Annotated in this window: 21 protein-coding genes and 1 pseudogene; 7 read left to right on the plus strand and 15 right to left on the minus strand. The window is 65.3% G+C overall.

What is annotated here, in order from left to right; genetic code table 11:
• Nucleotides 1-17: 17 nt before the first annotated feature.
• The 6 genes from HF877_RS15430 to HF877_RS15455 are packed head-to-tail and all read left to right on the plus strand — an operon-like array spanning nucleotide 18 to nucleotide 6,778.
• Entirely contained in the window at nucleotides 18-1,175 is a 1,158-nt protein-coding gene (locus HF877_RS15430) for an acyl-CoA dehydrogenase family protein (protein WP_169622068.1), read from the plus strand.
• 2 nt (nucleotides 1,176-1,177) lie between these two features.
• On the plus strand, nucleotides 1,178-2,743 hold the full coding sequence (locus HF877_RS15435) for an AMP-binding protein (RefSeq protein WP_169622069.1): 1,566 nt from the start codon (nucleotides 1,178-1,180) through the stop codon (nucleotides 2,741-2,743).
• Complete coding sequence (locus tag HF877_RS15440) at nucleotides 2,740-3,360, plus strand: TetR family transcriptional regulator (protein ID WP_169622070.1); 621 nt, start codon at nucleotides 2,740-2,742, stop codon at nucleotides 3,358-3,360. Before HF877_RS15435 ends, HF877_RS15440 begins: the two co-directional genes overlap by 4 nt.
• Nucleotides 3,357-4,502, plus strand: a complete 1,146-nt coding sequence (locus HF877_RS15445; RefSeq protein ID WP_169622071.1) for an acyl-CoA dehydrogenase family protein — start codon at nucleotides 3,357-3,359, stop codon at nucleotides 4,500-4,502. Before HF877_RS15440 ends, HF877_RS15445 begins: the two co-directional genes overlap by 4 nt.
• The gene (locus HF877_RS15450; protein ID WP_169622072.1) at nucleotides 4,499-5,527 is read left to right on the plus strand and encodes an acyl-CoA dehydrogenase family protein; all 1,029 of its coding nucleotides are present in this window, start codon (nucleotides 4,499-4,501) and stop codon (nucleotides 5,525-5,527) included. The genes HF877_RS15445 and HF877_RS15450 overlap by 4 nt, the downstream gene beginning before the upstream one ends.
• Before the next feature lie 27 nt (nucleotides 5,528-5,554).
• A complete protein-coding gene (locus tag HF877_RS15455) occupies nucleotides 5,555-6,778 on the plus strand; it encodes a CaiB/BaiF CoA-transferase family protein (RefSeq protein WP_169622073.1) in 1,224 nt (407 codons plus the stop codon).
• Between the two features lie 16 nt (nucleotides 6,779-6,794).
• On the opposite strand, the pseudogene HF877_RS15460 reads toward HF877_RS15455, so the two are convergent.
• The 14 genes and pseudogenes from HF877_RS15460 to HF877_RS15525 all read right to left on the minus strand — a co-directional run.
• Nucleotides 6,795-6,923 (minus strand): annotated as a pseudogene (locus tag HF877_RS15460) (ABC transporter); the annotation flags it as partial.
• A 31-nt stretch (nucleotides 6,924-6,954) separates the two neighbouring features.
• The gene (locus HF877_RS15465) at nucleotides 6,955-7,209 is read right to left on the minus strand and encodes a DUF2892 domain-containing protein (protein WP_346765185.1); all 255 of its coding nucleotides are present in this window, start codon (nucleotides 7,207-7,209) and stop codon (nucleotides 6,955-6,957) included.
• Nucleotides 7,210-7,320: 111 nt separating this feature from the next.
• Complete coding sequence (locus HF877_RS15470) at nucleotides 7,321-9,405, minus strand: MMPL family transporter (RefSeq protein WP_240952544.1); 2,085 nt, start codon at nucleotides 9,403-9,405, stop codon at nucleotides 7,321-7,323.
• Nucleotides 9,406-10,261: 856 nt separating this feature from the next.
• The gene (locus tag HF877_RS15475; protein ID WP_240952505.1) at nucleotides 10,262-11,011 is read right to left on the minus strand and encodes a glucose 1-dehydrogenase; all 750 of its coding nucleotides are present in this window, start codon (nucleotides 11,009-11,011) and stop codon (nucleotides 10,262-10,264) included.
• Between the two features lie 47 nt (nucleotides 11,012-11,058).
• Nucleotides 11,059-11,568, minus strand: a complete 510-nt coding sequence (locus tag HF877_RS15480; RefSeq protein ID WP_169622076.1) for an SRPBCC domain-containing protein — start codon at nucleotides 11,566-11,568, stop codon at nucleotides 11,059-11,061.
• 86 nt (nucleotides 11,569-11,654) lie between these two features.
• A complete protein-coding gene (locus HF877_RS15485) occupies nucleotides 11,655-12,461 on the minus strand; it encodes a MaoC/PaaZ C-terminal domain-containing protein (protein ID WP_169622077.1) in 807 nt (268 codons plus the stop codon).
• Nucleotides 12,462-12,513: 52 nt separating this feature from the next.
• A complete protein-coding gene (locus HF877_RS15490; protein ID WP_240952509.1) occupies nucleotides 12,514-13,617 on the minus strand; it encodes an alkene reductase in 1,104 nt (367 codons plus the stop codon).
• A 204-nt stretch (nucleotides 13,618-13,821) separates the two neighbouring features.
• A complete protein-coding gene (locus HF877_RS15495; protein ID WP_169622078.1) occupies nucleotides 13,822-14,865 on the minus strand; it encodes a ferredoxin--NADP reductase in 1,044 nt (347 codons plus the stop codon).
• Between the two features lie 49 nt (nucleotides 14,866-14,914).
• Complete coding sequence (locus HF877_RS15500) at nucleotides 14,915-16,588, minus strand: NAD(P)/FAD-dependent oxidoreductase (protein WP_169622079.1); 1,674 nt, start codon at nucleotides 16,586-16,588, stop codon at nucleotides 14,915-14,917.
• A gap of 85 nt (nucleotides 16,589-16,673) precedes the next feature.
• Nucleotides 16,674-17,399: an SDR family oxidoreductase gene (locus tag HF877_RS15505; RefSeq protein ID WP_169622080.1), complete on the minus strand. Its 726-nt coding sequence runs from the start codon at nucleotides 17,397-17,399 to the stop codon at nucleotides 16,674-16,676.
• 28 nt (nucleotides 17,400-17,427) lie between these two features.
• A complete protein-coding gene (locus HF877_RS15510; RefSeq protein WP_169622081.1) occupies nucleotides 17,428-18,366 on the minus strand; it encodes an alpha/beta hydrolase in 939 nt (312 codons plus the stop codon).
• Between the two features lie 157 nt (nucleotides 18,367-18,523).
• On the minus strand, nucleotides 18,524-19,342 hold the full coding sequence (locus HF877_RS15515) for an SDR family oxidoreductase (protein WP_169622082.1): 819 nt from the start codon (nucleotides 19,340-19,342) through the stop codon (nucleotides 18,524-18,526).
• A gap of 37 nt (nucleotides 19,343-19,379) precedes the next feature.
• Nucleotides 19,380-20,756, minus strand: coding sequence for an MFS transporter (locus HF877_RS15520; protein ID WP_169622083.1), 1,377 nt, complete (start codon nucleotides 20,754-20,756; stop codon nucleotides 19,380-19,382).
• A 135-nt stretch (nucleotides 20,757-20,891) separates the two neighbouring features.
• Entirely contained in the window at nucleotides 20,892-21,605 is a 714-nt protein-coding gene (locus HF877_RS15525) for a nuclear transport factor 2 family protein (protein WP_346765187.1), read from the minus strand.
• A gap of 272 nt (nucleotides 21,606-21,877) precedes the next feature.
• Between HF877_RS15525 and HF877_RS15530 the strand changes: the two genes are divergently transcribed.
• Nucleotides 21,878-22,906 carry a TetR/AcrR family transcriptional regulator gene (locus tag HF877_RS15530; protein WP_169622085.1) on the plus strand — a complete coding sequence of 343 codons (1,029 nt, stop codon included), beginning with the start codon at nucleotides 21,878-21,880 and terminating at the stop codon, nucleotides 22,904-22,906.
• An 81-nt stretch (nucleotides 22,907-22,987) separates the two neighbouring features.
• Here the strand turns inward: HF877_RS15530 and HF877_RS15535 are convergent, their stop codons facing one another.
• Entirely contained in the window at nucleotides 22,988-24,058 is a 1,071-nt protein-coding gene (locus HF877_RS15535) for a Zn-dependent alcohol dehydrogenase (RefSeq protein WP_169622086.1), read from the minus strand.
• Nucleotides 24,059-24,363: the final 305 nt, after the last annotated feature.

The raw sequence follows: 24,363 nt of genomic DNA on the forward strand, positions 1-24,363 counted from the left end.
CGTTCGAAGGACGCACCATGCAACGCACGATCATGACCGAAGAGCACGAGCAATTCCGGAAGATGTTGCGGGACTTCATCGAAAAGGAAGTCGTTCCGCACCGCGAGGAGTGGGACGAACTCGGACGTCCCCCGCGCGAATTCTTCACCCGGCTCGGTGAACTCGGCGTTCTGGGCATCCAGGTACCCGAGGAGTTCGGTGGGGGCGGAGAATCGAGCTTCGTCTACAACACCATCGTGTTCGAAGAGGTGGCCCGCGCCGGAGTCTCGTTCGGCTCGTACACCGTTCATGCGTGCCTGATCCTGCCGTACCTGCTCGAATACGCCACCGAAAAGCAGAAGAAGCGCTGGCTTCCGGGCTTCGCGGACGGCTCGATCATGACGGCCATCGCAATGACCGAACCGGGTACCGGTTCCGACCTCGCCAACATCGCGACCACCGCAAAGTTGTCGGACGACGGCTCGCACTACATCGTCAACGGAGCGAAGACCTTCATCACGGGCGGGGTGACGGCCGACCTGATCCTCACGGTGTGCCGGACTTCGCCGTTCGACCCGGAGAACCGTCGAGGGGGACTGTCGATCATCGCCGTGCCCACCGACACCGAAGGATTCTCCGTCGGGCGCAAACTCGACAAGATCGGCCTGCACCAGCAGGACACGGCCGAACTGTCGTACAACGACGTTCGCGTTCCCGTCGAAAACCTTCTCGGCGAGGAGGGTGCCGGCTTCGGATACCTCACCCACAACCTGCCGCAGGAGCGATTGAGTATCGCGCTCAACCAGGTCGGATTCGCCGAAGCCGCGATTGCGCACGCACTCGCGTACACCAGGGACCGCAAAGTTTTCGGGAAGCCGGTCGCCGCGTTCCAGAACACCAAATTCGTCCTCGCCGAGTGCTCCGCGGAGACCCAGGCCGCCCGCGTCTACGTCGACCACTGTCTCGAACTTCTCGACCGCAAGGAACTGAGCGTCGCCGATGCCGCTCGTGCAAAACTGTTCTGCACCGAGGTCGCCGGGCGCGTGATCGACAAGTGTCTCCAATTGCACGGCGGCTACGGGTACATCACCGAGTACCCCATCGCCCGCCTGTACGCGGACACCCGCGTCACCCGAATCTACGGCGGCACCAGCGAAGTGATGAAGACGATCATCTCGAAGGATCTGGGGCTCTAGGGATGTATCCGGGCCGATACGCAGCCGCGGAACCGGATCGGCCCGCCGTGCACGAGGTCGCGACGGGCCGGACGATCACCTACCGTCAGCTCGAGGACTCATCGGTCCGGTTCGCGCATTGGCTCCGCGCCCACGGTGTCGGAGCCGGCGATCATATCGCCGTGTTGTCGGTCAACGACGCCTCGGTATTCGAACTGTACTGGGGAGCATTGCGATCCGGGGCATACATCACGTTCGTCAACTCGCATCTGTCCGCCGCGGAGGCCGGGTACATCGTCGACGACTGTGACGCAACGGTACTGGCGGTCTCGGCGCCACTCGCACCACTCGCCGAAGAGATCGTCGCGCTCACGCCCAAAGTGGCGCACCGGCTCGCCTTCTCCGGTCCGATCACGGGGCACCTCGTGTACGAGGACGAAATTGCGGGATTGCCCACCGAACCACCGGCGGATCAGCCGCGTGGCAGCGACATGCTGTATTCCTCGGGTACCACCGGGAGGCCGAAGGGAATCAAGCCTCCGCTCACCGGCGCCCGGATCGAGGACGAGCCCGGTCCGCCGCTCCTGAAGACGGTGCGCGGCTTCGGCTTCGGCGAAGACTCGGTGTACCTCTCGCCTGCGCCGATCTACCACTCGGCACCCTTGCGCTACAGCGTGTCGACCCAGGCGCTCGGGGGGACCGTAGTGCTCATGGAACGGTTCGAACCGGAACTCGCACTCGACTGCATCGAGCGCTATCGAGTCACCCACAGTCAATGGGTTCCCACTCATTTCGTGCGGCTGCTGAAACTCCCACGCGAGGTGCGTGACCGGTACGACCTGTCGTCGATGCGGTATGCGCTCCACTCCGCGGCGCCGTGCCCGGTCGAGGTCAAACAGGAACTCATGCGGTGGTGGGGTGAGATCGTGTACGAGTACTATTCCGCGACCGAGGCGATCGGCAGTACGGTGGTCACCCCGCAGGAGTGGCTCCGTAAACCCGGATGTGTCGGCCGGACCGGGGGACCGGGCACTCTGGGCCTCGCCCGGATCTGCGACGAAGCCGGTCGGGTGCTCCCGGCAGGAGAGATCGGGACGGTGTACTTCGAGCGCCGGGACTTCTCCTTCGAATACCACAAAGACCCGGTCAAGACCGCGTCCGCCCGACACCCGTTCCGGGAATCCTGGTTTACAACAGGTGATCTCGGATACCTGGACGACGACGATGTCCTGTTCCTCACCGGTCGGGAGAACTTCACGATCATCTCGGGCGGCGTCAATATCTATCCGCAGGAAGTCGAGAGCGTTCTGGCGCTGCACCCCCTCGTTCACGACGTCGCGGTCGTAGGCGTGCCCGATGCCGATCTCGGCGAGCGCGTCGAGGCGTTCGTGCAGCTTTCGGACGTGGTGGACAGTGACGATCCGGAGCGCGAGATCCTCGAGTTCTGCCGGGAACGATTGTCTCGCTTCAAGTGCCCGAGGCAGGTTCGCGTCGTGGGCGGGCTTCCGCGCACACCGACCGGAAAGATGGTCAAAGGTGAACTCCGCGACCTCATCGCGAGGTACGGCGACTCCGGGGTCCCGTCGTGAGAGCACCGTCGGCGAAGCAACGGATATTCATCGAAGCCGGCCGGAGGGAGTTCGTTCGGAACGGGTACGGCTCGTCGTCGATTCGCACGATCGCGCACGAGGCCGGTGTCAGCCTGTCGGCGCTGTACTACCACTACAAGAACAAACAGGAGTTGCTTCTCGCCACGCTGATGGACGGTGTGGACACGTACGACGCCGTGTGCGATGCCGAACTCGCCGAGTCCGGTGACGATGCGACAGAGCAACTGCGCGCTTTCGTGCGGGGTAACGTCGCGTTCCGTACGCAGTTTCCCGATCATGCCCGGATGATCGCCACCGAGGTGCGTAACCTCGAACCGGAAGGCGCGCGACTGTACGAGGAACGACGACGGGCCGGGCGACGCCGGATCCGGGACATCATCGACGCCGGAATCGAGGAGGGTGTGTTCACGACCCGCTACCCCGACGACTGCCGCCGGTCGATCCTGGCGATGACGTCCGCGATCGCGAACTGGTACGACCCCACAGGTCCGGATACGCCGCAGGTGATCGCGGAACGATACGCAGAACTGTCCTTGAATCTGCTGTGCCCGGGCGGTGTTCCGGTGCCGGTGAGCAATGGAAGAGATGGACGATGAGCACACGATTGGTGCCGAAAGCCGGACCCGAGGATGCCGCACTGTCCGAACTGCGCGCACGCGTCCGGGCCTTCCTGAAGGAACAGGTCGACGCGGGGACGATCACGCCCGGTGTCGACACGTGGCTGACGCGGTGGAACACCGAGTTCTCCCGCAGCCTTGCCGCGCTGGGATGGGTCGGCATGACGATTCCGGGCGAGTACGGGGGCCACGGCCGGACGTTCATGGAGCGGTTCGTCGTCACGGAGGAACTTCTTGCGGTCGGTGCTCCGGTGGCGGCGCACTGGGTGGCCGACCGCCAGGCGGCGCCGTCGTTGCTGAAATACGGCACGGAGGAACAGAAGCAGCGGTTTCTCCCCGGGATCGCAGCGGGTGAGATCTGCTGGGCCATCGGCATGTCCGAGCCCGACTCGGGTTCCGACCTCGCCGGTGTCAAGACGAAAGCGACGCAGGTCGACGGCGGCTGGAAGCTCAGCGGAACCAAACTGTGGACCTCGGGCGCCCACCACGCCGATGCGTTCTTCGCGCTGGCGCGCTCCGCCCCGCTCGACCCTGCCCACCGCCACGACGGTCTGAGCCAGTTCATCGTCCTGCTCGACTCCCCCGGCGTGACGATCCGGCCGATCATGTCGATGTCCGGCGACCACCACTTCAACGAGGTGCTCCTCGACGACGTCTTCGTCCCCGACGATCTCGTGCTCGGGACGGTCGGCGCAGGCTGGGAACAGGTGACGAGCGAACTCGGGTACGAACGGAGCGGGCCGGAACGGTTCCTGTCCACCTTCGGTGTGCTGGACGGTCTCGTACGGTCCGTTGCCGACTGTGTTCTCGAGCCCGACACCAGGATCGGTGCCACGATCGCGCGCATGGTGGGCCTGCACCACATGTCCACCGCGGTGTCGGAATCACTCGAGCGTGGTGAGAATGCGGAACTCGCGGCGTCGGTGGTCAAGGTGCTGGGTACCAAGACGGAGGGAGATCTCGCCGACCTCGCCGACGAGATCGCGGGCTACACCGCATCCGACGACCAGCTCCGCCGGCTCGTCCGGGCCGGCGTCATGCAACGGCCGGGCTTCACGCTGCGCGGCGGAACCAGCGAGATCCTGCGCGGGGTCATCGCACGAGGATTGGGAATGCGATGACGGAGTCCCCCGAATTGCGCGATTTCGCGCAGATGCTCTCCGAGGTGTTCACCGCCGGGGACGACCACCGCATCGGAGAGGTCGTCGAATTCGACCGCCCGCTGTGGCAGACCCTCGGCGAACTCGGTCTCGACCGATTGACCGGGAGCGAAACCGACGGTGGCAGCGGCGCGGGCTGGGCCGAGGCGGCGCTGCTTCTCGGTGCCGCGGGTGCTTCCGCGGCCGCGGTACCGGTGGGAGAGAACGACTTGCTCGCAGGGTGGTTGCTCGAACAGGCCGGTCTCGGTGTCGGTCCGGCGGTCCGCACGGCAGCCGTACTCGACGAGAACGGGAGCGCCCGGCACGTGCCGTGGGCACGGTTCGCCGACACGGTCGTCGTACTGTGGCCGGACGCCGACGCGTCCTGGCGGGTCGCGGAGGTTGCCCGCGCTGACCTCGAACTGACCGAATCGGTGAACCTGGCGAGCGAACCACGCGACCACATCCAGGTGGAGACCTCCGAGTTGTCCGGTATCGAGGTACCCGGGACACTCGTCGAGGAGTTCCGGTATCGAGGCGCACTCATCCGGGTCCTCGCGTCGGTCGGTGCGATGGACAGAATCCTCGAACTTGTCGTCGAGCACACCAGCGCGCGCGTGCAATTCGGCCGCGCCATCGGAAAGTTCCAGGCGGTCCAGGCGCTGGTCGCCGACCTCGCCGCGGAATCAGCGCTCGCCCGTGCCGCCACCGATGCCGCTGTCGACGCTGTGGTCGACCACGGATTCGACAGCGCCCGGACCCGGTTCGCCATTGCTGCCGCGGCGTCGTGCAGCGGACACGCGGCAGCGGTGATCGTGCGGAACGCGCATCAGGCTCTGGGCGCGATCGGCTTCACGATGGAGCACGAACTGCACCGCCACGCAAACCGAATCCTCTCCTGGCGCAGTGAGTTCGGAACGGTGGCGTCCTGGGACGCGGAGATCCTGTGCACTGCGGTCGGCTCGGACGAACTCTGGCCGCTCGTCACCGACGGTCCCACCGGCTGACGCGTGGCCCCACGAAAGGACGTCCCCGTGACGAAGAATCGACCGGACCCGTCACACGCGGGGGCAGCGGCCGAACTGCCGCTCGAAGGGCTGACGGTGGTGAGCCTCGAGCAGGCCGTCGCGGCACCTCTCGCTACCCGGCACCTGGCGGATCTGGGCGCCCGGGTGGTGAAGGTCGAACGGGTGGGCGACGGCGATTTCGCGCGCGACTACGACAGTGCGGTGCTAGGCCTCGCCGCGCATTTCGTCTGGCTCAACCGCGGCAAGGAGTCGTTCGCGGTGGATCTGAAGTCCCCGGCCGGTATCGACGCCGTCACGTCACTGATCGCCGGTGCGGACGTGTTCCTCCAGAATCTCGCGCCCGGCGCCGCCGAACGTCTCGGACTCGGCGCCGACATGCTCCGGGCCGGCCACCCGGAACTGGTCGTGGTGAACATGTCCGGGTACGGCGCCGAGGGGCCGATGCGCGACCGCAAGGCCTATGACCTGCTGGTCCAATCGGAGACCGGCCTGTGCTCGATCACGGGGACGCCCGAGACGGCTGTGAAGACGGGAATCCCGACCTCGGACATCGCCGCCGGAATGTACGCGTTGACCGCGATCCAGGCGGCTCTGCTGCGCAGGCATCGCACCGGGGTCGGCGCGACGATCGACGTGTCGATGTTCGATGCGACGGCGGAGTGGCTGGGCTACCCGATGTACCTGCAGATGTACCAGGACCGGCAGGTTCCCCGCATGGGTCTGGCGCACACGTCGATCGCCCCTTACGACAAGTACCCCACGTCGGACGGCGAGATCCTCATCGGTGTGCAGAACGACCGCGGGTGGCGGACGTTGGTGACCGAGGTGCTGGGAATGCCCGAACTGGCACACGATCCGCGGTATTCCACGAACGTCGAACGTGTACGCCGCCGCAACGAGGTCGACAAACTGGTCGGCGACGCGACGAGCTGTTTCGCGAGCGCCGACCTGGACGAGAAGCTCGCGGCGGCCGGCATTCCCGCGGCACAGCTGCGGGACCTGCGCGGACTCATCGAACACCCGCAGGTCACCGCCCGGGATCGATGGCGTGAGGTGGAAACCGAAGCGGGCGTGGTGCGCGGGCTCCTGCCGCCGATGAACTTCCGGGATGTCGAGCTGCCGATGCGCCCTGTCCCCGCACTCGGGCAGCACACCGACACGGTTCTCGCCGGACTCGGGCTGACGGACGAACAGATCAGGGGGCTGCGCGACGCGGGGATCGTCGGCTGATGTGACGCGGTCGCCCGGCCCTCAGGGTGGCCTGCATATCGATTTCGGTGAGCACTCCGAACCCTTGTTCCTGCAACGCGGTTCGGGTCTTCTCGACCGCGTCCGCGAACGTGGTCTGCAGTGTGGTGGACAGTGCGAGATTCATGATCGGTCTGCGTTCGCCCCGAAGGGCGGTATCAGCGGGTTCCGGTGGCGGTCGGCGAGAGGCGGCAGCTCGCCCGCTCCAGTCCGGCCTTCTCCATGATCAGGCTGGCGGGGCACCACCCGGCGGCGGAGTAGAAGACAAGGTTGACGCCCACGAATCCGGTGAGAATCAGCCACCAGGGGGAGAGGGCAAGTGTCAGTGCCACGCTCAGCAGCACCATGACGCCGGCCATGAGCGGAACGACGCGTTCTACGGTCCAACCGTCGTGATGTGGAAGCGTTTTCACCGGAAGTTCCATTTCGTGTTCTCGTCGTTTCCTGTCATGGCAACCCTTTCGATTGTACTCGGTATACCCCACGGGGTATGGGTGGCAGGGTCCCGCCACCCATACCTCGGGTCAGCTGTGCGAGAAACTGATGGAAGGCAGGATCCGGCGCAGCCAGGCCGGCGACCACCAGGCTGCGTGGCCGGTCAGGCGCAGCAGCACCGGGAGCAGCACGAGGCGGATGAGGACCGCGTCGAGCAGGACGGCGACGCCGAGGATGATGCCCATCTCCTTCGGCGGCAGCGGTTCGGCGAAGGCGAACGTGAAGAACACCGCCACCATGACCGCCGCCGCGGCAGCGATGACCCTGCCAGAATGCGCCAGTCCCATGACCTGGGCGACCTTCGGGTCACCCGACTCTTCGTAGTGCTCCTTGGCGGTCGAGAGCAGGAACACCGTGTAGTCCATCGCGATGGCGAAGATCATCGCGAAGAAGAACACGGGCCCCCAGCCGTCGAGGAAGCCTTGCGGGGTGAAGCCGAGGAGTCCGGATCCGTGTCCGTCCTGGAAGATCAACTTGGCAACGCCGAACGCGGCCGCGGTCGAGAGCAGGCTGACCATCGTGCCCAGGATGGCGATCAGCGGGGCCTGGAGTGCGACCAGCAGCAACAGGAATCCGAGGGCGAGGATGACCCCGACGATCACGGGGAGGTAATCGTTGAGCGCCTGTTGCAAGTCGAGGTTCTCCGCGGGCGCGCCGCCGACCAGGGCCTGCGACGGCAGGTCGGAACGCAATCGATCCACGATCGAGCCCATTGCGTCGTCCGACGGGTCGACGTTCGGGACGGCCTGCAGCATCACGTAGTCGGAACCGTCCAACGCCGGCATCGGTGGGGTGACCATCGTGACGCCTTCGGTCGCCCGCGCCGTGGCCGCTGCCGAGTCGGCGTCGGCCGCCGGGCTGATGATCTGGAGCATTCCCGGTGCGCCGTCGCCCATCTGGGCCTGGACGAGTTCGTAGCCCTGGCGGACGGGCGCGTCGGTGGGAACGACCTGGATCGAGGGCATCGCAACCTTCAGTCCCAGTACCGGAATCGAGAGTGCGATCAGCACAAGAAGCGACCCGATCGCGAACGGCCACGGATGCGTGTGCAGCAGGTTTCCCCATGCCTCGAATTTCGGAGACCGGTGCTGCTGGCGCTTGGCGTACGGGAGCGATCCGGCATTGACCTTCGCACCGATCTTTCCCAACACCGCAGGGAGCAGCGTCAGGGTCGCGGCAAGGACGAACGTCACCGCAAGCATGATCCCTACGGCCATCGTCCGGACCGCGGGAGCCGGTACGAGGAGCACTGCGGACAGGCTCACCAGTACCGTCAGGCCCGACAACACGACAGCCTTGCCTGCGGTGTCCATCGTCTCGGCCACCGCTGCGCGCGGGTCTCCGCTCTTGCTCAGTGCATCCCGGAACCGCGCGACGATGAACAGGGCGTAATCGATGCCGAGCGCGAGGGCGAACATCATCGCGAAGTTCATGGCCCACACCGAGATCGGAGTGACCGTGTTGAGCAGGACCAGTCCACCCGCCGAGGCGACGAGCCCGGCCAGGGTCAGCAGTAGCGGCAGTCCGGCGGCGACGAGGGAACCGAACGCGAGCACCATGATCGCGAGCGTCACGGGCCAGGAGAACAGCTCCGCCTTGATCATCGCGTCGTGGTTGGCCTCGTTGAAGTCACTCCAGAGCGCGGACGCCCCGGTCGGGTAGACCTCGATGCCGTCCCCGGACAGGGCGGTGAGTTCGGCTTTCAATTCGTCGACGGCCTTGACCATCTCGTCGGTGCTCGCGTTCGCGCCCGCGATCAGGATGCCGGTGTGCCCGTCGGGGCTGATCGACATCCCGGGTCGGGGTGGAATGACCTCGCCGAACCGGGGGTCGTCGGCGAACACCGCGGTGGCCTCGTCGAGGACGTGCTGGACAGCGGGATCGGATACCTGCTCGGTGTCCGAGTGCACGACCACCTGGACCGCGGCGGAGGAGTTTCCGCCGAAGTGCTCTTCGGCGAGCTCGCGCACCTGCACGGATTCCGAACCGTTCGCCTGCCAGCCGGCCCCGGCAAGTGAACTGAACACGGTGGGGGCGGCGGCCCCGAGTGCGATCAGAGCGATCAGCCACGCGCCGAAAACCCATTTTGCGTGCGTGGCCATGACGGCGCCCATGCGTGCCAGCACACCGCCCGACCCCTTCGGTGGGGCGGTTTCCGGCTTCTGCGTCGTCGTCCCCGGCGACCGATCGCCGTCGGCAACGTGCTTGCTACTCATATCTTGTGGAGCTCCTAATACGGGTGGGGGTATTTATCCGAGCGCACTACACCCCGGGAAATTCGCAGGGGGGTCGACGCGGACGTCCTCGGGTGATCGACTGGGGGCGCCGGTACGAGGGTATACCCCCAGGGGTAATTATGATGCCCCGGGGGGTACCCGGCGGGCGTGGGGGTCGGCAGCGCGAGGTCAGCAGCGCGAAGGGGATGGGCCTCGGGCGAGAGCTCGCGGGCCCCGGACCGCCCGGAAGGTTCACGGACTGTCATCGGTGGTGTTGTGTGTTCGGGGTGTGGGTGAGGCGGCCCCGCATCGTTGAGGCGAGGGCCGCCGCCCCATCTTCTTTACGTCGGTCAGCGACCGAAGAGTCGGCCGAAGAACTCGGGGGCGGAGTCGGCCCCGGCGTCCTTCGTGCATTCGCAGCGACGGGGGTGGCGCTGAAGGACCCTGGAGGGACCCTTTCTTGGCGGCCTCGAACCGGACGATGCCATAGGAAGAGTTCCGCACCGGTGCCCCTGGATCAGATCCGGATTGGCGATTCCCGCATTGTCTACCAGGATTCCGAGGAAGCGAAGGTGCCGGCCGTCTCGGCGACCGCCTGTCCCATTCCACCGGACGAGAAATCCGGGCGCCGACTTACGGCGCGACCGCCTTCGGCCACGATCGACCGCGACAGCGGTGGCCGTCACCGATGCCACCTTGTTCTCGATCCGACTCGTCGACTCGCGTTCTTCTCGGAGATTTCTTCTGGGCTATGTCAGATTCCGACAGTGACTCGGCCTGCGGTGGCCCCTCCGTCCACGATCAGATCGTGCCCGGTGACATAGTTGGCGTCGTCCGAGGCGAGGTACACGATTCCCGTGGCCATCTGGGACGGATTCGCGGCGTATCCGATGGGTTGGAGTCTGTCGAGGACCTCGACGACGCCCGCCACGTCCGGAACCATGCCGCTCAGCATCGTTCCTGGTGAAATCGTGTTTACTCGAACGCCTTTGGGTGCGAGTTCGAGGGCGCATGCTTTGGACATCGCGACCACTGCCGCCTTCGTGCCACAGTAGACGGCCATGCCTTCGGTGGGCAGGTAACCGCCGTTCGAGGCGGTGTTGACGATGACGCCGGATCCTTGTTCCGCCATCACGCGGCCTGCCGCTCGCGTGCCGTAGAAAACCCCTCCGAAGTTCACGGCCACCAAGCGTTCGAAATCTTCGTTCGTCGTCTCGAGAAGCGAGGCGGCGGCGTGGACGCCGGCGTTGTTGCACATCACGTCGAGCCGTCCGTACCGGGAGGCGGTCTCGGTGACCAGAGTCTCGACCTCGGCAGGGTCGGCGACATCGGTCCGGACGAAGTCGGCACCGATTGCGTTCGCTGCCGCCTCGCCCGCCTCTCTGTTGACGTCCGCCATAACCACACGAGCGCCTTCCGCGACCATCAGTTCGGCGGTTGCTCGGCCGAGGCCGGAAGAGGCCCCGGTGATGATGACGATCTTGTCCTGCATGCGGTGTGCCATCTGTCGGCCTCTCGGGTGGTCGTGCTGTGGCGTGCTCTGTGTCTGCGTCACGCGGACCGAGGGTCGGGACGGCGCTCGGTGAAGAGCGCCTCGCTGCGCTCCTTCAGCGCGACAGCGGTGTCGTCGAACGCGCGCTTCACCCACTCACCGCTGTCGGCCATGATCTGAAGCGCTTCCTCGCCGAGGAAGGCGTCGGTGGAGTAGTAACGGCAGCGGTTGTCGGTGATCGGTTCGATGACCTGATCGCGTCGTGCGGCCTGAACGGAGACCTCGGTGGGACGCAGTTCCCACGACAGCAGGCGTTCGGGAACGACCGCACAGACGTATTCGGTGTACGGGAACGTTTCCGTCGCCCCCGAGTAGTCGGCCAGCGTCATCTCCACGGCCGCACCGAGTTCCAGTGTCGATTTCGCCGCGACGCAGAACGGATTCCAGTGCGGGTAGCTGTCGAGGTCGGTGAGGACCTCCCAGACGACACTCGCGGGCGCGTCGATCTCGACCTCGAGGGATCGGACGGTCGTAGCCGGGTCGTACGTCGGGATGGATAGTTCGGACATCGAGGCCCCTTTGTGGTCAGCGGATGAGTTGGCGAGGGTCTTGCACAGCCTGGCGACACCGTGGGTGCTAGTGGTTGTGCTCGTGATCAGGCGAAGGTTGCGTGTCCGCCGGTCAGGACGGCACCGCCGTCGGTGGTGACGTCGAAGCGTGCATCGGTGGAGCCGCCCCAGGCACGTATCTGCGCGGTGTCGCCGGGGAAGCCGGGTGCCGCAAAGCGGCCGGACAGGGTCTTCAGGTCGGCCGGGTGGGCGCCGAGCATGTCTGCGAGAGGCAAGGTGGTCGCCGCGAGCGTGCACATCCCGTGCAGGATCGGGCGCGGCTGACCGATGCGCGCAGCGGCGTCCGGATCGATGTGGATGTGATGCCGGTCGCCGGTGAGCCGGTAGAGGGCGGCTTGATCGGTGTCGGTTGTCATCGTGCCCACCGCGGTGGGGTCCCCCTCGGGCGCGGTCGCCGCCGAGGGGCCGCGGTCGCCGCCGAATCCGCCCGCGCCCGGCGCGAACAGTGACCAGACGGCCACGAAGTAATCGCTTTCGACCACCACCTCGAAGACCGCAGCACGCCCCTTGTCCCAAACCTCACCGACCCGCGCCGACAGCGTGATCTCGCCGGAGCGGGGCAGGGGAGAGAGCACGTCGAGGGTCTGCGAACCGTGAAGTGCGGTCTTCGTATCGAACGCCCCGAGCGCGCCCAGCGCATCGGGTGCCCACTGTGCCAGGGTCAAGGCGAAGGTGGGCAGAACGCGGAGCCGATTCTCGAAGACCAGATCGAGGTCGGTGGCGTGGGCACCGACCGCCAGCGCGTACAGGATGGCGTCGCGCTCGTCGTAACCGACCACCCGGGCGCCCAGGTCGTGGCCACGCCAACGGGTGGGGGTCTGCGTTTCGGTCATCGATGGAGATCCCTTCTGGCGTTGCCGGCGCGTGTGCGGTCGGTCTGTCGAGTCATGCCGGCGCCGGGGTGAATCGCGGATAGTCGAGGTATCCCTCGGCGCCCCCGCCGTAGTAGGTGTTCGGGTCCGGCGCCGTCAGGGGCCACCCGCTCTGCAGACGTGCGACGAGGTCGGGGTTGGCGATGAACGGTTGTCCGAAGGCGGCGAGGTCGATCAGATCCTGCGCGATCAGGTCCTCGGCGTATTCCCGGGTCATCCCGCCTGCGAGGATGACGGTTCCTCGGAACCGGGCGCGAAACGTCGTGAGGAAGTCGGTGTCGAGAAGGCGACGGCCTGCGGGGCGCTGGTCGACGAGGTGGATGTAGGCGACCTCGCGGCGCGACAGTTCCGAGGCCAGGTACAGGTACGTGTCTGCCGCCTCGGAGTATGGAGGCATGTCGAAAAGCTCGCTGAACGGCGAGAGCCGGATCCCGACTCGGGTGGAGCCGACTGCGTCGGTCACGGCGTCGACCGTCTCCAGCAGGACCCGGGCGCGCTCGGTGAGTGAGCCGCCGTACCGGTCGGAGCGGGTGTTCGTCGCGGGGTTGAGGAACTGCTCGAACAGGTAGCCGTTGGCACCGTGCAACTCGACTCCGTCGAAGCCGGCGACTCGGGCATTGGTTGCCGCCCTCGCGAAGTCGTCGACGACACGGCCGACTTCGCGAGTGCTCAGCGGTCGGGGATCGCTTACGTCGACGAAGCCTACGTTCCCGTCGTCGGCGAAGGCGAAAACCTTGCTCTCCGGGGCCGGGTGGGCGCCGGCGCCGACCGGCTGCTGCCCTCCGGGTTGAATGGATGTGTGTGACAACCGGCCGACGTGCCAGAGCTGCGCGAAGATACGCCCACCCACGCTGTGGACGTTATCCGTGACGATGCGCCACCCGGCGACCTGCGCTCGAGACCAGATACCCGGAACATGCACGTAGCCTTGCGCTTCCGGAGAAATGGGTGTGCCCTCGGTAACGATCAATCCGGCGGTCGCTCGCTGGCGGTAGTACTCCGCCGTGTCCGCGGTCGGGGTGGTGTCGACGCACCGAGCCCGTGTCATGGGCGCCATCACGAGGCGATTGTCGAGGACGAGTTCACCGAGCCGATGGGTATCGAACAACCGAATCAATCGCTGTCTCTTTTCTGGGAAGGTCTGCGACTCTCTGTGCACGGGCCGCCGCGCAGAGCGCGAGCGACCGCCCCGGACTTCATCCAGGCTGCGGAAGCGTCAATGAAAAGTGTTGGAGAGGGGTTGTATTCACTCGCTTCGGGCGGCGATGAGGATCACCGTAGCCGTCGGCTGCAGTAGCGTCAACATCTGTGGGAGCGAGGATCAGAACTCGATCTCGATGGGGCCCGAGACGGGTCGCGCTTGGCACCCGAGGACGTAGCCTTCGGCGACATCGGACGGGTCGAGGATGTCCGAATTTTCCATCACCACCTTGCCCGAAATCACTGTGCACGCACAGGAACCGCACTCACCCGATCGGCAGGAGAACGGGACGTCGACACCACGGTCCAGCAACACATCGACGAGCGTGTTGCTGCTCGCCCACTCGAAACGATGTGACTCGCCGTCCAGATGTACGACTGTTTCGACCGCCGAGGCAGGATTGTCGTCGACGATCGGCCGGGGAGCTTCGAAGGGATCGCCCGAGATCGAGACGAACACTTCCTGATGATGACGCTCCGGCGGTACGCCGGCCGACCGCATGCTTTCCGCCACGCTGTCCATGAAAGGTACAGGGCCGCAGACAAATACTTCTCGAGACAAGTGGTCGGACGCCAGTGCCGCGAGCCCTTCCTGGGAAGGGAGGCCGTGCACGTCGTCGAACCAGTATCGGATCGTCAGCCGGTCGGGGAACTTCGCGGCGTACTCGTCGAGTTCGCTGTGGAATATCACCGAGTTGCGGTCGCGATTGGCGTAGAACAGCATGACCGAACGGTCGGACCCGAGCAGGGTGGTCTTCAGGATCGAGATGATCGGCGTGATGCCGCTCCCCGCCGCGAACAGTAGGAAGTCGTTCGTGAAGTCCGTCGGCGTGAAGCGGCCCGAGGGTGGCAGGACGATGAGAGAGTTCCCTGGTTCCACGTTGTCGCACAACCAATTCGATCCGTACCCGTCCGCAGTGCGTTTGACGGTGACCTTCAACTGGTCGTCGACGTGGGGTGTGCTCGACAGCGAATACGACCGGGCGACATGCCCGGTGCGGTCGCTCGGTATCCGGACGGTCAGGAATTGACCGGGGCGGTACGCGAAGAGGTCACGAGAGTTCTCCGGCTTGCGCAGTACGATCGACTTCGCATCCGGGGTCTCTTCGATGACATCGGTCACGGACAGTTCGTACCCGACACCGACGGTCTGCAAGGTGCTCACTTTCGGTCGCCTGCGCTCTCCGTTGACTGCTGCGTCGCGTTCGTGAATTTCACTGTGGGGTCTGGTGGTTCGGACCCAGGGTCAGTGCGCGTTGCTTCATCTCGAATCCCGTGTATCCTTCTTCCGCGGCGCGGGTGCACAGGTCGGAGTACCGCTGGAAACCGCCCACGTACATCAGCAGCGCCCGCGGCTTGCCGGGGATGTTCGCGCCCGTGTACCAGGAGTCGGTACGGGCATGCATCGTGCGAGAGGCGGCGGTGTCCACTTCACCGGCCCATTCGCTTTCCTGGGCGGGGGTGACACCGAATCGGGAGATTCCGTTCTCGTCGAGATGGTCGATGGTCCGCAGGATCCAGTCGACCTGCCATTCGCCTGTGGTGATCATCTGTGCCAGAACCGACGGGCTACCGGGGCCGTGCACCATGAACAGGTTGGGGAATCCGGCGGTCATCAGGCCGAAGACGGTCCTCGGTCCGTCGGCCCAATGGTCGGCGAGTCGTGCACCGTCGACTCCGGTCGGGTCCATCCTCAGCATCGAACCTGTCATCGCGTCGAAGCCGGTGGCGAAGATGATCACGTCGAGGTCATGCTCTGCCTCGGTGGTGCGAATGCCCGACTCGGTGACCTCCTCGATGGGGTGGGTCCGTATGTCGACCAGGGTCACGTTGTCCCGGTTGAACGTCTCGTAGTAGCCGGAGTCGATGCAGATCCGCTTGCCACCGATCGGATATGTCTTGGGGCACAGGAGTTCAGCGGTCTCCGGGTCGTGGACGATGGATCGGATCTTGTTGCGCACGAACTCGGCGAGTATCTCGTTCGCCTTCGGGTCGCTGGAGGTGTCGGTGAACGTGCGGATGAACTCGAGGCCGTTCCGGGCGTTCCACGCTCGCTCCATCACCTCTTCGCGTTCTTCCGCGGTGTAGTCGAAGATCGAGCGCTGCTCGGCGGCATTGCTCATCAGCACCGCGCCGTGTGTGCCCAGGATCTGCTTGCGCCGCTCGGGGTAGTCGGCCTTCCACTCCCGCTCGTAGTCCGGATCCAGTCTCCGGTTCCGCGCGGGGAGACTGAAGTTCGGGGTCCGCTGGAAGGCCGTGAGGTGCTCGGCGACCGCGGCGATTTCCGGCGTGATCTGGATGCCGGTCGACCCGGTGCCGATCAGCCCCACGCGCTTGCCGGCGAGTTCGGCGCCCTCCTTGGGCCACCGTGATGTGTGGTAGGCCTGGCCGCGGAAGCGATCCAGACCGGGCCAGTCGGGGACGTTGGAGACGTCGAGGCTGCCGGTTGCCGCGATCACGTATGTGGCCACGAAGCGGTCGCCGGAAGCGGTGCCGACGGTCCATTTGTCCACGGTGTCGTCGAATGTCAGCTCGTTGACACGAGTTTCGAACCGTATGTCCTCGCGCAGGTCGAAGCGGTCGGCGACGTGGTTGGCGTATGCCTCCAAGTCCGGTTGCGGAGAGAAGTGTTCCGACCACGACCATTCTTGCTGAAGCTCTTCGTCGAAGGAGTACGAGTACTGCATGCTCTCGATGTCCACGCGGGCACCGGGGTAGCGGTTCCAGTACCAGGTGCCGCCCACACCGTCGCCCGCTTCCACACAGACGACTCGACGGCCCTGCTGGCGGAGACGGTGCAGCGCGTACATTCCGCTGAATCCCGCGCCGATGACGACAGCGTCGAAGTGTTCGGCGGTAGGGCCGGCTTCCGGGGTCGAGGTGGACATGTTTCCTCCAAGGATCGAATCTGGCTCAGCGGCACGCGCTGCGGCCGGATGAGAAAGAAGGGAACCGAATCGCGGATGGCGACCGCTACCCGAGCAGGGAGCCGCCGTCCGCTACGACATCGGTGCCGTTGACGAAGGACGCGTCGTCCGAGGCGAGGAAGACCACGACGTTGGCGGTCTCCTGCGGGTCGGCCTGACGCTTGAGGCCGGTCGGGGTATCGCTGGATGCGGTGGTCGGCGACATGCCGGTCCGAATGTTGCCGGGCAGCACGGCATTCACCCGAATCTTCGACGCTTCGAGCTCGATCGCTGCGGTCCTCGTCAGTCCGCGCAGGGCCCACTTCGACATGCTGTACGAGCCGTGGCCCGCATAGGACGTCGTTCCGGCGAGCGACGAGACGTTCACGATCGAGCCACCACCCCGGGCGCGCATCGCGGGGGCGACGGCCTGGATGCCGAGGAACGGCCCGTGCAGGTTGACGGCGAGGACTTTGTCGAGGTCGACGACGGTTTCGTCCTCGAGCAACTGCTTGCGGTAGATCGCCGCGTTGTTGACGAGGACGTCGAGGCCTCCGAAGGTCGAGGTCGCCAGGGCGACGGCACCTGCCCAGTCTTCCGGGGCGGTCACGTCGAGATGGGTGTAGACGACGGCGTCTCCGACGTCGTCGGCGACGGTCTGTCCCAGGTCGTCGAGAACGTCGCCGATCACCACCGAGCCGCCTTCGCGCGCCAGCGCCCGAACGATCTGTTCGCCCTGTCCGCGTGCGCCACCGGTGACGATCGCGACCTTTCCTTCGAAGCGATGCGACATGACTCTCCGATTCCGGGATGCTCGTGGTTCAGCTGGTCAACGCGCGCCGGATGGCGGCGGTGTAGTCGGCGTCGATCCGCTGGGAGATCGCAGCCTGTGGGAACACTCCCGATGTTCCGTGGAAGGTCCCCGGGTAGAGATGCAATTCGGTGGGCACGCCCGCCTGCGTCAACCGCTGTGCGTAGTCGATTCCCTCGTCCCGAAGCGGGTCGAAGGAGGCGACCGCAATGTAGGCCGGGGGCAACCCGCTGAGGTCGCGCGCCCGTGCGGGGGCGGCGTATTCCGACGTCACACTCCGGTCAGGGTCCCCGAGATAGTGACGCCAGCTGTCGATTCCGTTCTCCCGGTTCCACAGCGGGGAATCGATGTACTCGGTCGCTGAGGTCGTGAGCAGGCGGTCGTCGAGGACGGGGGAGTCCAGGGCTTGGAAGATCACCGCGGGACCGCCGACGTCGCGGGCCTTGAGCGCGACCGCCGCCGCGAGTCCGGCACCCGCGCTGATCCCGGCGAGGACGATCCGGGTCGGGTCGATCCCGAGGCCGTTGTCACCTGCAATCCAGCTCAGAGCGTCGAAGGCGTCGTCGAACGGTGTCGGGAAGGGGTGCTCCGGCGCGAGTCGATAGTTGACGGAGACCACCATCGCGTCGAGGTCGGCGGCCAGTGCCGACGGAACCCGGACATCGGTGGCAGCGTCGCCGAAGATGAATCCTCCGCCGTGGAAGTAGAGGATGCAGGGAAGTGGTTGCCCGACGGGGTCTTCCGGGCGGAGCACGACGAGATCGATTTCGGATCCGTCGGTTGTCGGCATTGACCGGTGGTCTACCACGATTCCTGCCGGTACGGCTGCCATCGGATCTTTCATCCTCATCGAAAGGATCACTGCGCGCGCCTTTTCGGCGTCGGAGACGTCGAGTTCGGGGAGGAATCCCATCATCGGCCGGTACGCGGGATCGACGGCGTAGGACATGATTCATCTCCTTGTGCAATAGGGCGAGCGCCCGGTCGACCTCGACTGGCAACGGCTGGAAGTGGCGGCGATCACTGCGACTGAGGGAACAGTAGCCACTGGCTACTTTCTCGTCAACCGAAAGTCGCACAGCAGTCTCGAACGGGCACGGGCCGACTCAGAAGCCCGACATGTCGTACGGGTACTTGTTCGTCGCTCCGCCGTCGACCACCATCACCTGGCCGGTGATCGTCCGGGCGAGGTCGCTCACCAGAAAGGTCAGGGCACTCGCGACGTCGGCCGGCAGTGTCAACCGCTGAAGTGGTATCTGTGAGCGGGTGTTCTCGAGCGCCGCGGAGTCGAGGATCGCCGAGATCCTGGGTGTGACGACGAATCCGGGAGCCACTGCATTGACGCGAATACCGGAAGGTCCCAGCTCTATTGCCGCGGATCGGACCAGGGAGCCGAGCGCAGCCTTGTAGACGCCGTAGGCAGCGTGCACCGGTGAGCTGCCGAGCCCGGACACCGACGAGACGAACGTTATGGAACCTTCGCCGCGGTCGCGCAACCGAGCACCGAAATGTCTGAGCGCGAGCACCGCATGGCGCAGGACGATGCCCTCTTCCCACCGCCAGTCGTCATCGGTGATGTCGAGCAGGGGCGCGTATCTCGCCATACCGATGACGTCGACGACGCCGTCGAGTTCCCCCGCGCGCTCGGCCAATGCGGCCATGTCGGCGTCTTCGGTGGCATCGACCTGCTCGGCCGTGGCCGCTGGGCCGATCTCTGCGCATACGTGGTCGGCACGGTCCCGGTCGAGGTCGACGACAATCACTGTGGCGCCAATTTGAGCGAGTGCATGGGAGACCTGCCGCCCCATTCCTTGCCCGCCACCGAGCACAAGGTATCTGCGTCGGGAGAGGTCGAACCGACCGCGGTAATCGACGATCCGGTCGAGTTCGGCGCGATCGCCCGGCGGTGAACAGTCCTGAGCCATGTGTCCTCCGATCGAGGGTGGGCGCGAACGATGCATGTCACGCCATCTTCGGAGACAGGGAAGAGTCTTCGGTCGAATCCGAGTCGGCGGAAGCGATGTCGCCTGTCGTGAGACTTGCTTCGGGCGCGGCGTTACCGTTGCTGTTCGGCATGGTGGCGATCACCACGATTCCCAGAAGGGCCGCGGCGCCGACGACGATGGAGGCAGCATACGAGTTCCCTGTCAGCGCGGTGAGTTTGCCCGCGAGGTAAGGCCCCGCCCCGCCGCCGATAGCCGAACCGAGACCGAATCCGATCGCAGCGCCGGTGTAGCGCACCGCAGCTGGGAAGGCCGAGGTGAGTGTCGCGTAAACAGGGACAGCGGAGGCACCCGCGAGGCCGACGAGGAGCATGTGGCCGAGCGCGGTGACGAACAGATTGCCGCCGGTCGCCTTGATCAGGTACATGATCGGGAACATCGACACGAGGATGATGCCCAACCCCAGGATCATGGTGTTCCTCCGGCCGCTTCTGTCGATCATGAACCCGGAGGCGAATCCGACGACGATGGCAAACGTCGATCCGGCGGTGGCCACCCAAGCTGTGGTACCCGGGGCCATACCGACCTCCTGCTGCAGGAACAGCGGCATGTACGCGGGAACCACGTAGCCGATCGCGAGAACCGATGTGCTCAGGGCGATCACGCGCAGCAAGGTCGCAGGGTATCGCTTGACGACCGAACGTAGCGGTGAGGACTGCACCTCGTGCTTGTCGGCGAGTTCCTTGAACTCGGGTGATTCTTCGAGCCGGGCACGCAGAAACAGCACGTACAGCATCAGTGGGAGCGACATGAGAAGGGGAAGGCGCCAGCCCCAGTTGGCCATCCATTCCTCCGAGGACAGCGAGGTCGTGAGGGCGACGACCAATGGGGCAAGGGTGCCGCCGAAGGCGAACCCCACCGGGGTCATCGCGCTCAGGATGCCGTAGTTCTTGGCAGACGCGTGCTCGGTGACGAATGTGGCCGAACCGATCTGTTCGCCGCCGGCGAAGAAGCCCTGCATCAACCGCGTGAGAACGAGCAGCACCGGGGCCAGGATTCCGACGGTGGCGTGCGTCGGCAACAGTCCCATCAGGATTGTGGCTCCACCCATGCCGGATATGGTGACGATCAATGCGAAACGTCGACCGTATCGGTCACCGATCCGGCCGAAAACGATACCGCCGATCGGGCGCGCAAGGAATCCGGTGCCGAGGACCACCAACGAGCTCAGAATGCCGGCCGCAGGATTGTCGCTGGGGAAGAACAGAGGAGACAGATAGGCGATGAGGAAGGTGAAAACCATGAAGTCGTAGGCTTCGACGGCAGTTCCGAAGAAGCCGGCCATCGACGCCCTGCGCACCAGGGTGCGTGAGGGCGCGCTCACAGGTGAGTTCATATCGATCCTGTTCGGTTGTGTCCTCCGGTGTGTGCACCGAGGAAGTTCGGTTCCGAGTCGTTGCAGCCGGGTCTTGTGAGCGGACCGCGCAGCTGCTCGAGACCTCCGCAACGAGCGGAGGAGTGTATTCCCGATTTACATTCGACGGGTGTCGGCCGCGTCCAGGCCGTTGCCGGACGCGTAGCCGTGGACTATCCGGGATTCGGCCATGAACGTAGTGGTCACGCGGTCGGAGATCTGCCAGACCGAGGCCGATCCAACCCGCATGTATTCGACGTCGTAATAGCCCACCAACCGCTTCGACGATGATCCCGGGGTGTCGAACGAACCGAACCATTCCATGTGAACTCGGCTCCTGGCTCGATCCCCGTCGATGGAGATCTGTGGGAGGTGCATCAGGTGGATACCGGTGTACGGAGCGTCGTTACAGAACGCATGCAGGGATTCCCTGCCGCGGACGGATGTGCCGGTCGAAAGGTCTGATCTCCTCTCGCGAGACCGATAAACCCCGTCCGGCGTGAAGAGCGCCGCCCACGCCGCCCCGTCGTGATCATCGAAGAAGCGTGCGTAGAGACCTTCCAACTCCAGGATCGCCAGTCGATCCTCCATCGCCCGAATTCTGGAGTCGCTATACATGACGATCCCGTGTGGCAACGCTGTCGCGCGCGGCGGACAGGCTGGGCCGCTCGGTGTGGGCGAACATCCCCGACGACTCCCTCGGCAACGTTGTGGGTGGCACTTCATCCTCCGTGAACTGGGGAACTGCAGAAATTCGACACTGCCGACGAACTGGTCCGAGACGACGGTCTCGCCGGATTGCGGCCAGGGAAAGGGGTACCGGCACGACATTTCTATTGCCTTCGATGAGTACCGCGCTATTGCCCGCAGGTCGCTCAGATTCAGTGACTGCCGTCACAGTAGCCATTGGCCACGCGTGCGTCAATAGGTGATCGACGGGTATCGTCGGCTCATCGATGGGGCGACACGTCGCAGCAGATCCGCAAAGATGTGCTCCGGGGTCGCAACATCGATTCGTCGCAACAGTCGCCACCGCCGGCACCGACATCCGGGAGTCGCTACGCGAATCCCCCTGTCGCTGAGAATGATAGGGTCTGCGCCATATGGAGCACCTCACTGAGACCGCCGCCTTAGCCGACGACGTCTGGACCACACCGCAGGTGGCGAGTTTCCTGGGCATCAGTCGTCAGGCGATCAACAAGCGTGTTCGAAATCGGAAGATGCTCGGTTACGCAGGTGACGGAGTGACGCTGTTTCCGGTGTGGCAGTTCGACACGGCGAATCACAGAATCTATCCGCAGGTTCCCGAGTTTCTCGCTGCCTTCGACGACGAGATCGAACCGGCCGCCATCGCGCTGTGGGCGATCACGAAGATGGAGAGAAGCGATCGGACACCAGCCGAGCTGTTGCTGGACCCCGACACCGAGGACGATGCATTGCGGTTGGCCGGTACCTGCACAGCGGACTCGATCGAGGAGAATCCCGCGCTGGAGGGCGGGGCCGACCACGAATCCGTGGACAGGAAGGTCGCCGAGTGGAGGCCGACCCGCCCAGGGGCATCCGGAGCTCAAGAAGCCATCCTTCTTGCTGCTGCAGACCTCTTCTCGCGCAAAGGCCCCGCGAAAGTGACGCTACGGGAGATCGCCGCTGCGGCAGACGTGTCGTACGGCCTGATCCACCGGTTCTATCGCAACAAGGAGAATCTGCTGGTGGCGGTGATGGAACTGCTGGTCGGTTACGGCGGCGAGCGTCTGTCCGGGGAGAAGGACGCGTACGCCGCCATCGATAACTCCATCGGCGCCGACCTCGACTCCGGTCAGTTCGGGCGGATGCTGATGTGGTCGATCTCCGAAGGGATCCAGCCGGATCGACTGCTCGGACAAGCACGTTCGAATGGTTACCGCCCGCACATCGACGCACTCTGGAACAACCCGGTCGAGCCGGACGTGCGGGCCGAGTTCGATTCGAGCGTGGTGGCGGCGCTGCTCGGTGTCTTCGGATCGGTGTGGGATCTGTACGAGCCTTACATGATCGAGCTCGCCGACAACCGGTGGCGTAGCCGGGAGGATCTCCGGCAGGAAGTCACCGAACTGCTCAAGCTCCTCGTCTATGCAGCCCGGCCGAAGACCTGAGACATTCGGCGCGTCGAGGGAGCCGGAACGGGTGGACGGTCCGGAGGTCATCCGGCCCGTTCCGGCGCAGGGGAGTTGCCGTCAGGACGGCATCAGCAGCACACCGCGGTCGAGTTTTCCGCTCCGGGCGTCGTCCATGAGGGACTCGAAGTCCTCCAGCTCGTAGGTCTTGGTGACGAGTTCGTCGAGGAGGAGCCTGCCGGACCGGTACAGGTCCACGTACTTCGGGATGTCCGCGCCCGGTCGTGACGAGCCGTAGCGGCAGCCCAGTACCGCGCGATCCATGTAGAAGGTGGCGGCCGGGACGGACAGCTTGGCCTCCGGGCCTGCGACACCGAGCATGATCAACTGCCCGCCCCAGTCGAGCATTTCCATTGCCTGGCTGGTGATTGCCTCGCCGCCGACGCAGTCGAAGACGTGATGAGCCCCGCCGTCGGTGAGTTCACGGACGGCGGCGACGGTGTCACCCGCGGTCGCATCGATGAAGTGGGTGGCGCCGAAGAGGTTGGTCTTCGACTCCTTGTCGGGGTTGGTGTCGATGGCGACGATCGTCGCAGCCCCTGCGACGCGTGCCCCCTGGATGACGTTGAGACCGATACCGCCGGCGCCGATCACCACCACCGATTCGCCGGGGTTGACGCGTGCCCGGTTCAATACCGCTCCGACGCCGGTCAACACCGCGCAACCGATCAGGCATGCGGTGGACAGCGGAATGTCCTTCGGAATAGGTATCGCCTGTCCGGCCTTGACGACGATCTGCTCGGCGAAGGTCGAGAGCGTTGCGAAGTTGTGGACCGGTGTGCCGTCGAATTCGAAGGGGGTTGCCGTCTTACCGAAAGATTCGCGGCACATGGTGGGCCGCCCGGAGGTGCACGCGGCACACTGGCCGCACGTCGCCAGCGTCGAGAGCACCACGTGGTCGCCGATCACGGGAACGGTCACGCCCGGCCCGACGGCCTCGACGACACCTGCACCTTCGTGCCCGAGGACCACCGGTGCAGGGAACGGGATCTTGCCGTTGACCACGCTCAGGTCGCTCTGGCACAGGCCGCTCGCAACGATGCGCACCTGAACCTCGCCGGGTCCGGGGTCTCGGACTGTGACACCGTCGACCAGCTTGTTGTCGGTGCCGTCGAAGACGATCGCTTTCAATTCTCGACCTCACTGTCGATGAGAACTCGCTCGCACGGCGGGGAGACGCAACGGGTGCGGGCGAGAAATGAAGGGGTGGTGGGAATCCGGGCCACTGCGGTGGCACCTCTATCGATGCTGGTGATGCTAGGGGTGGAGGGTCGGCCCGTCAAGCTCTCGGGTGGGCGGACGCCGAGCGGTTCGGGGGGGCGCTGAGCTTCCCGGGCGAATGCTCGAAATGTGACGGCCGTGCGCTGGTCGGCGTACACCTTTCGGCTCTGTCCCGAAATATCTGCGGGACAAGTCGAAATCCGCTCCGAACTGGG

Source organism: Rhodococcus sp. BL-253-APC-6A1W, from assembly GCF_012843405.1.
In the GTDB taxonomy this organism is placed as follows: Bacteria; Actinomycetota; Actinomycetes; order Mycobacteriales; family Mycobacteriaceae; genus Rhodococcus.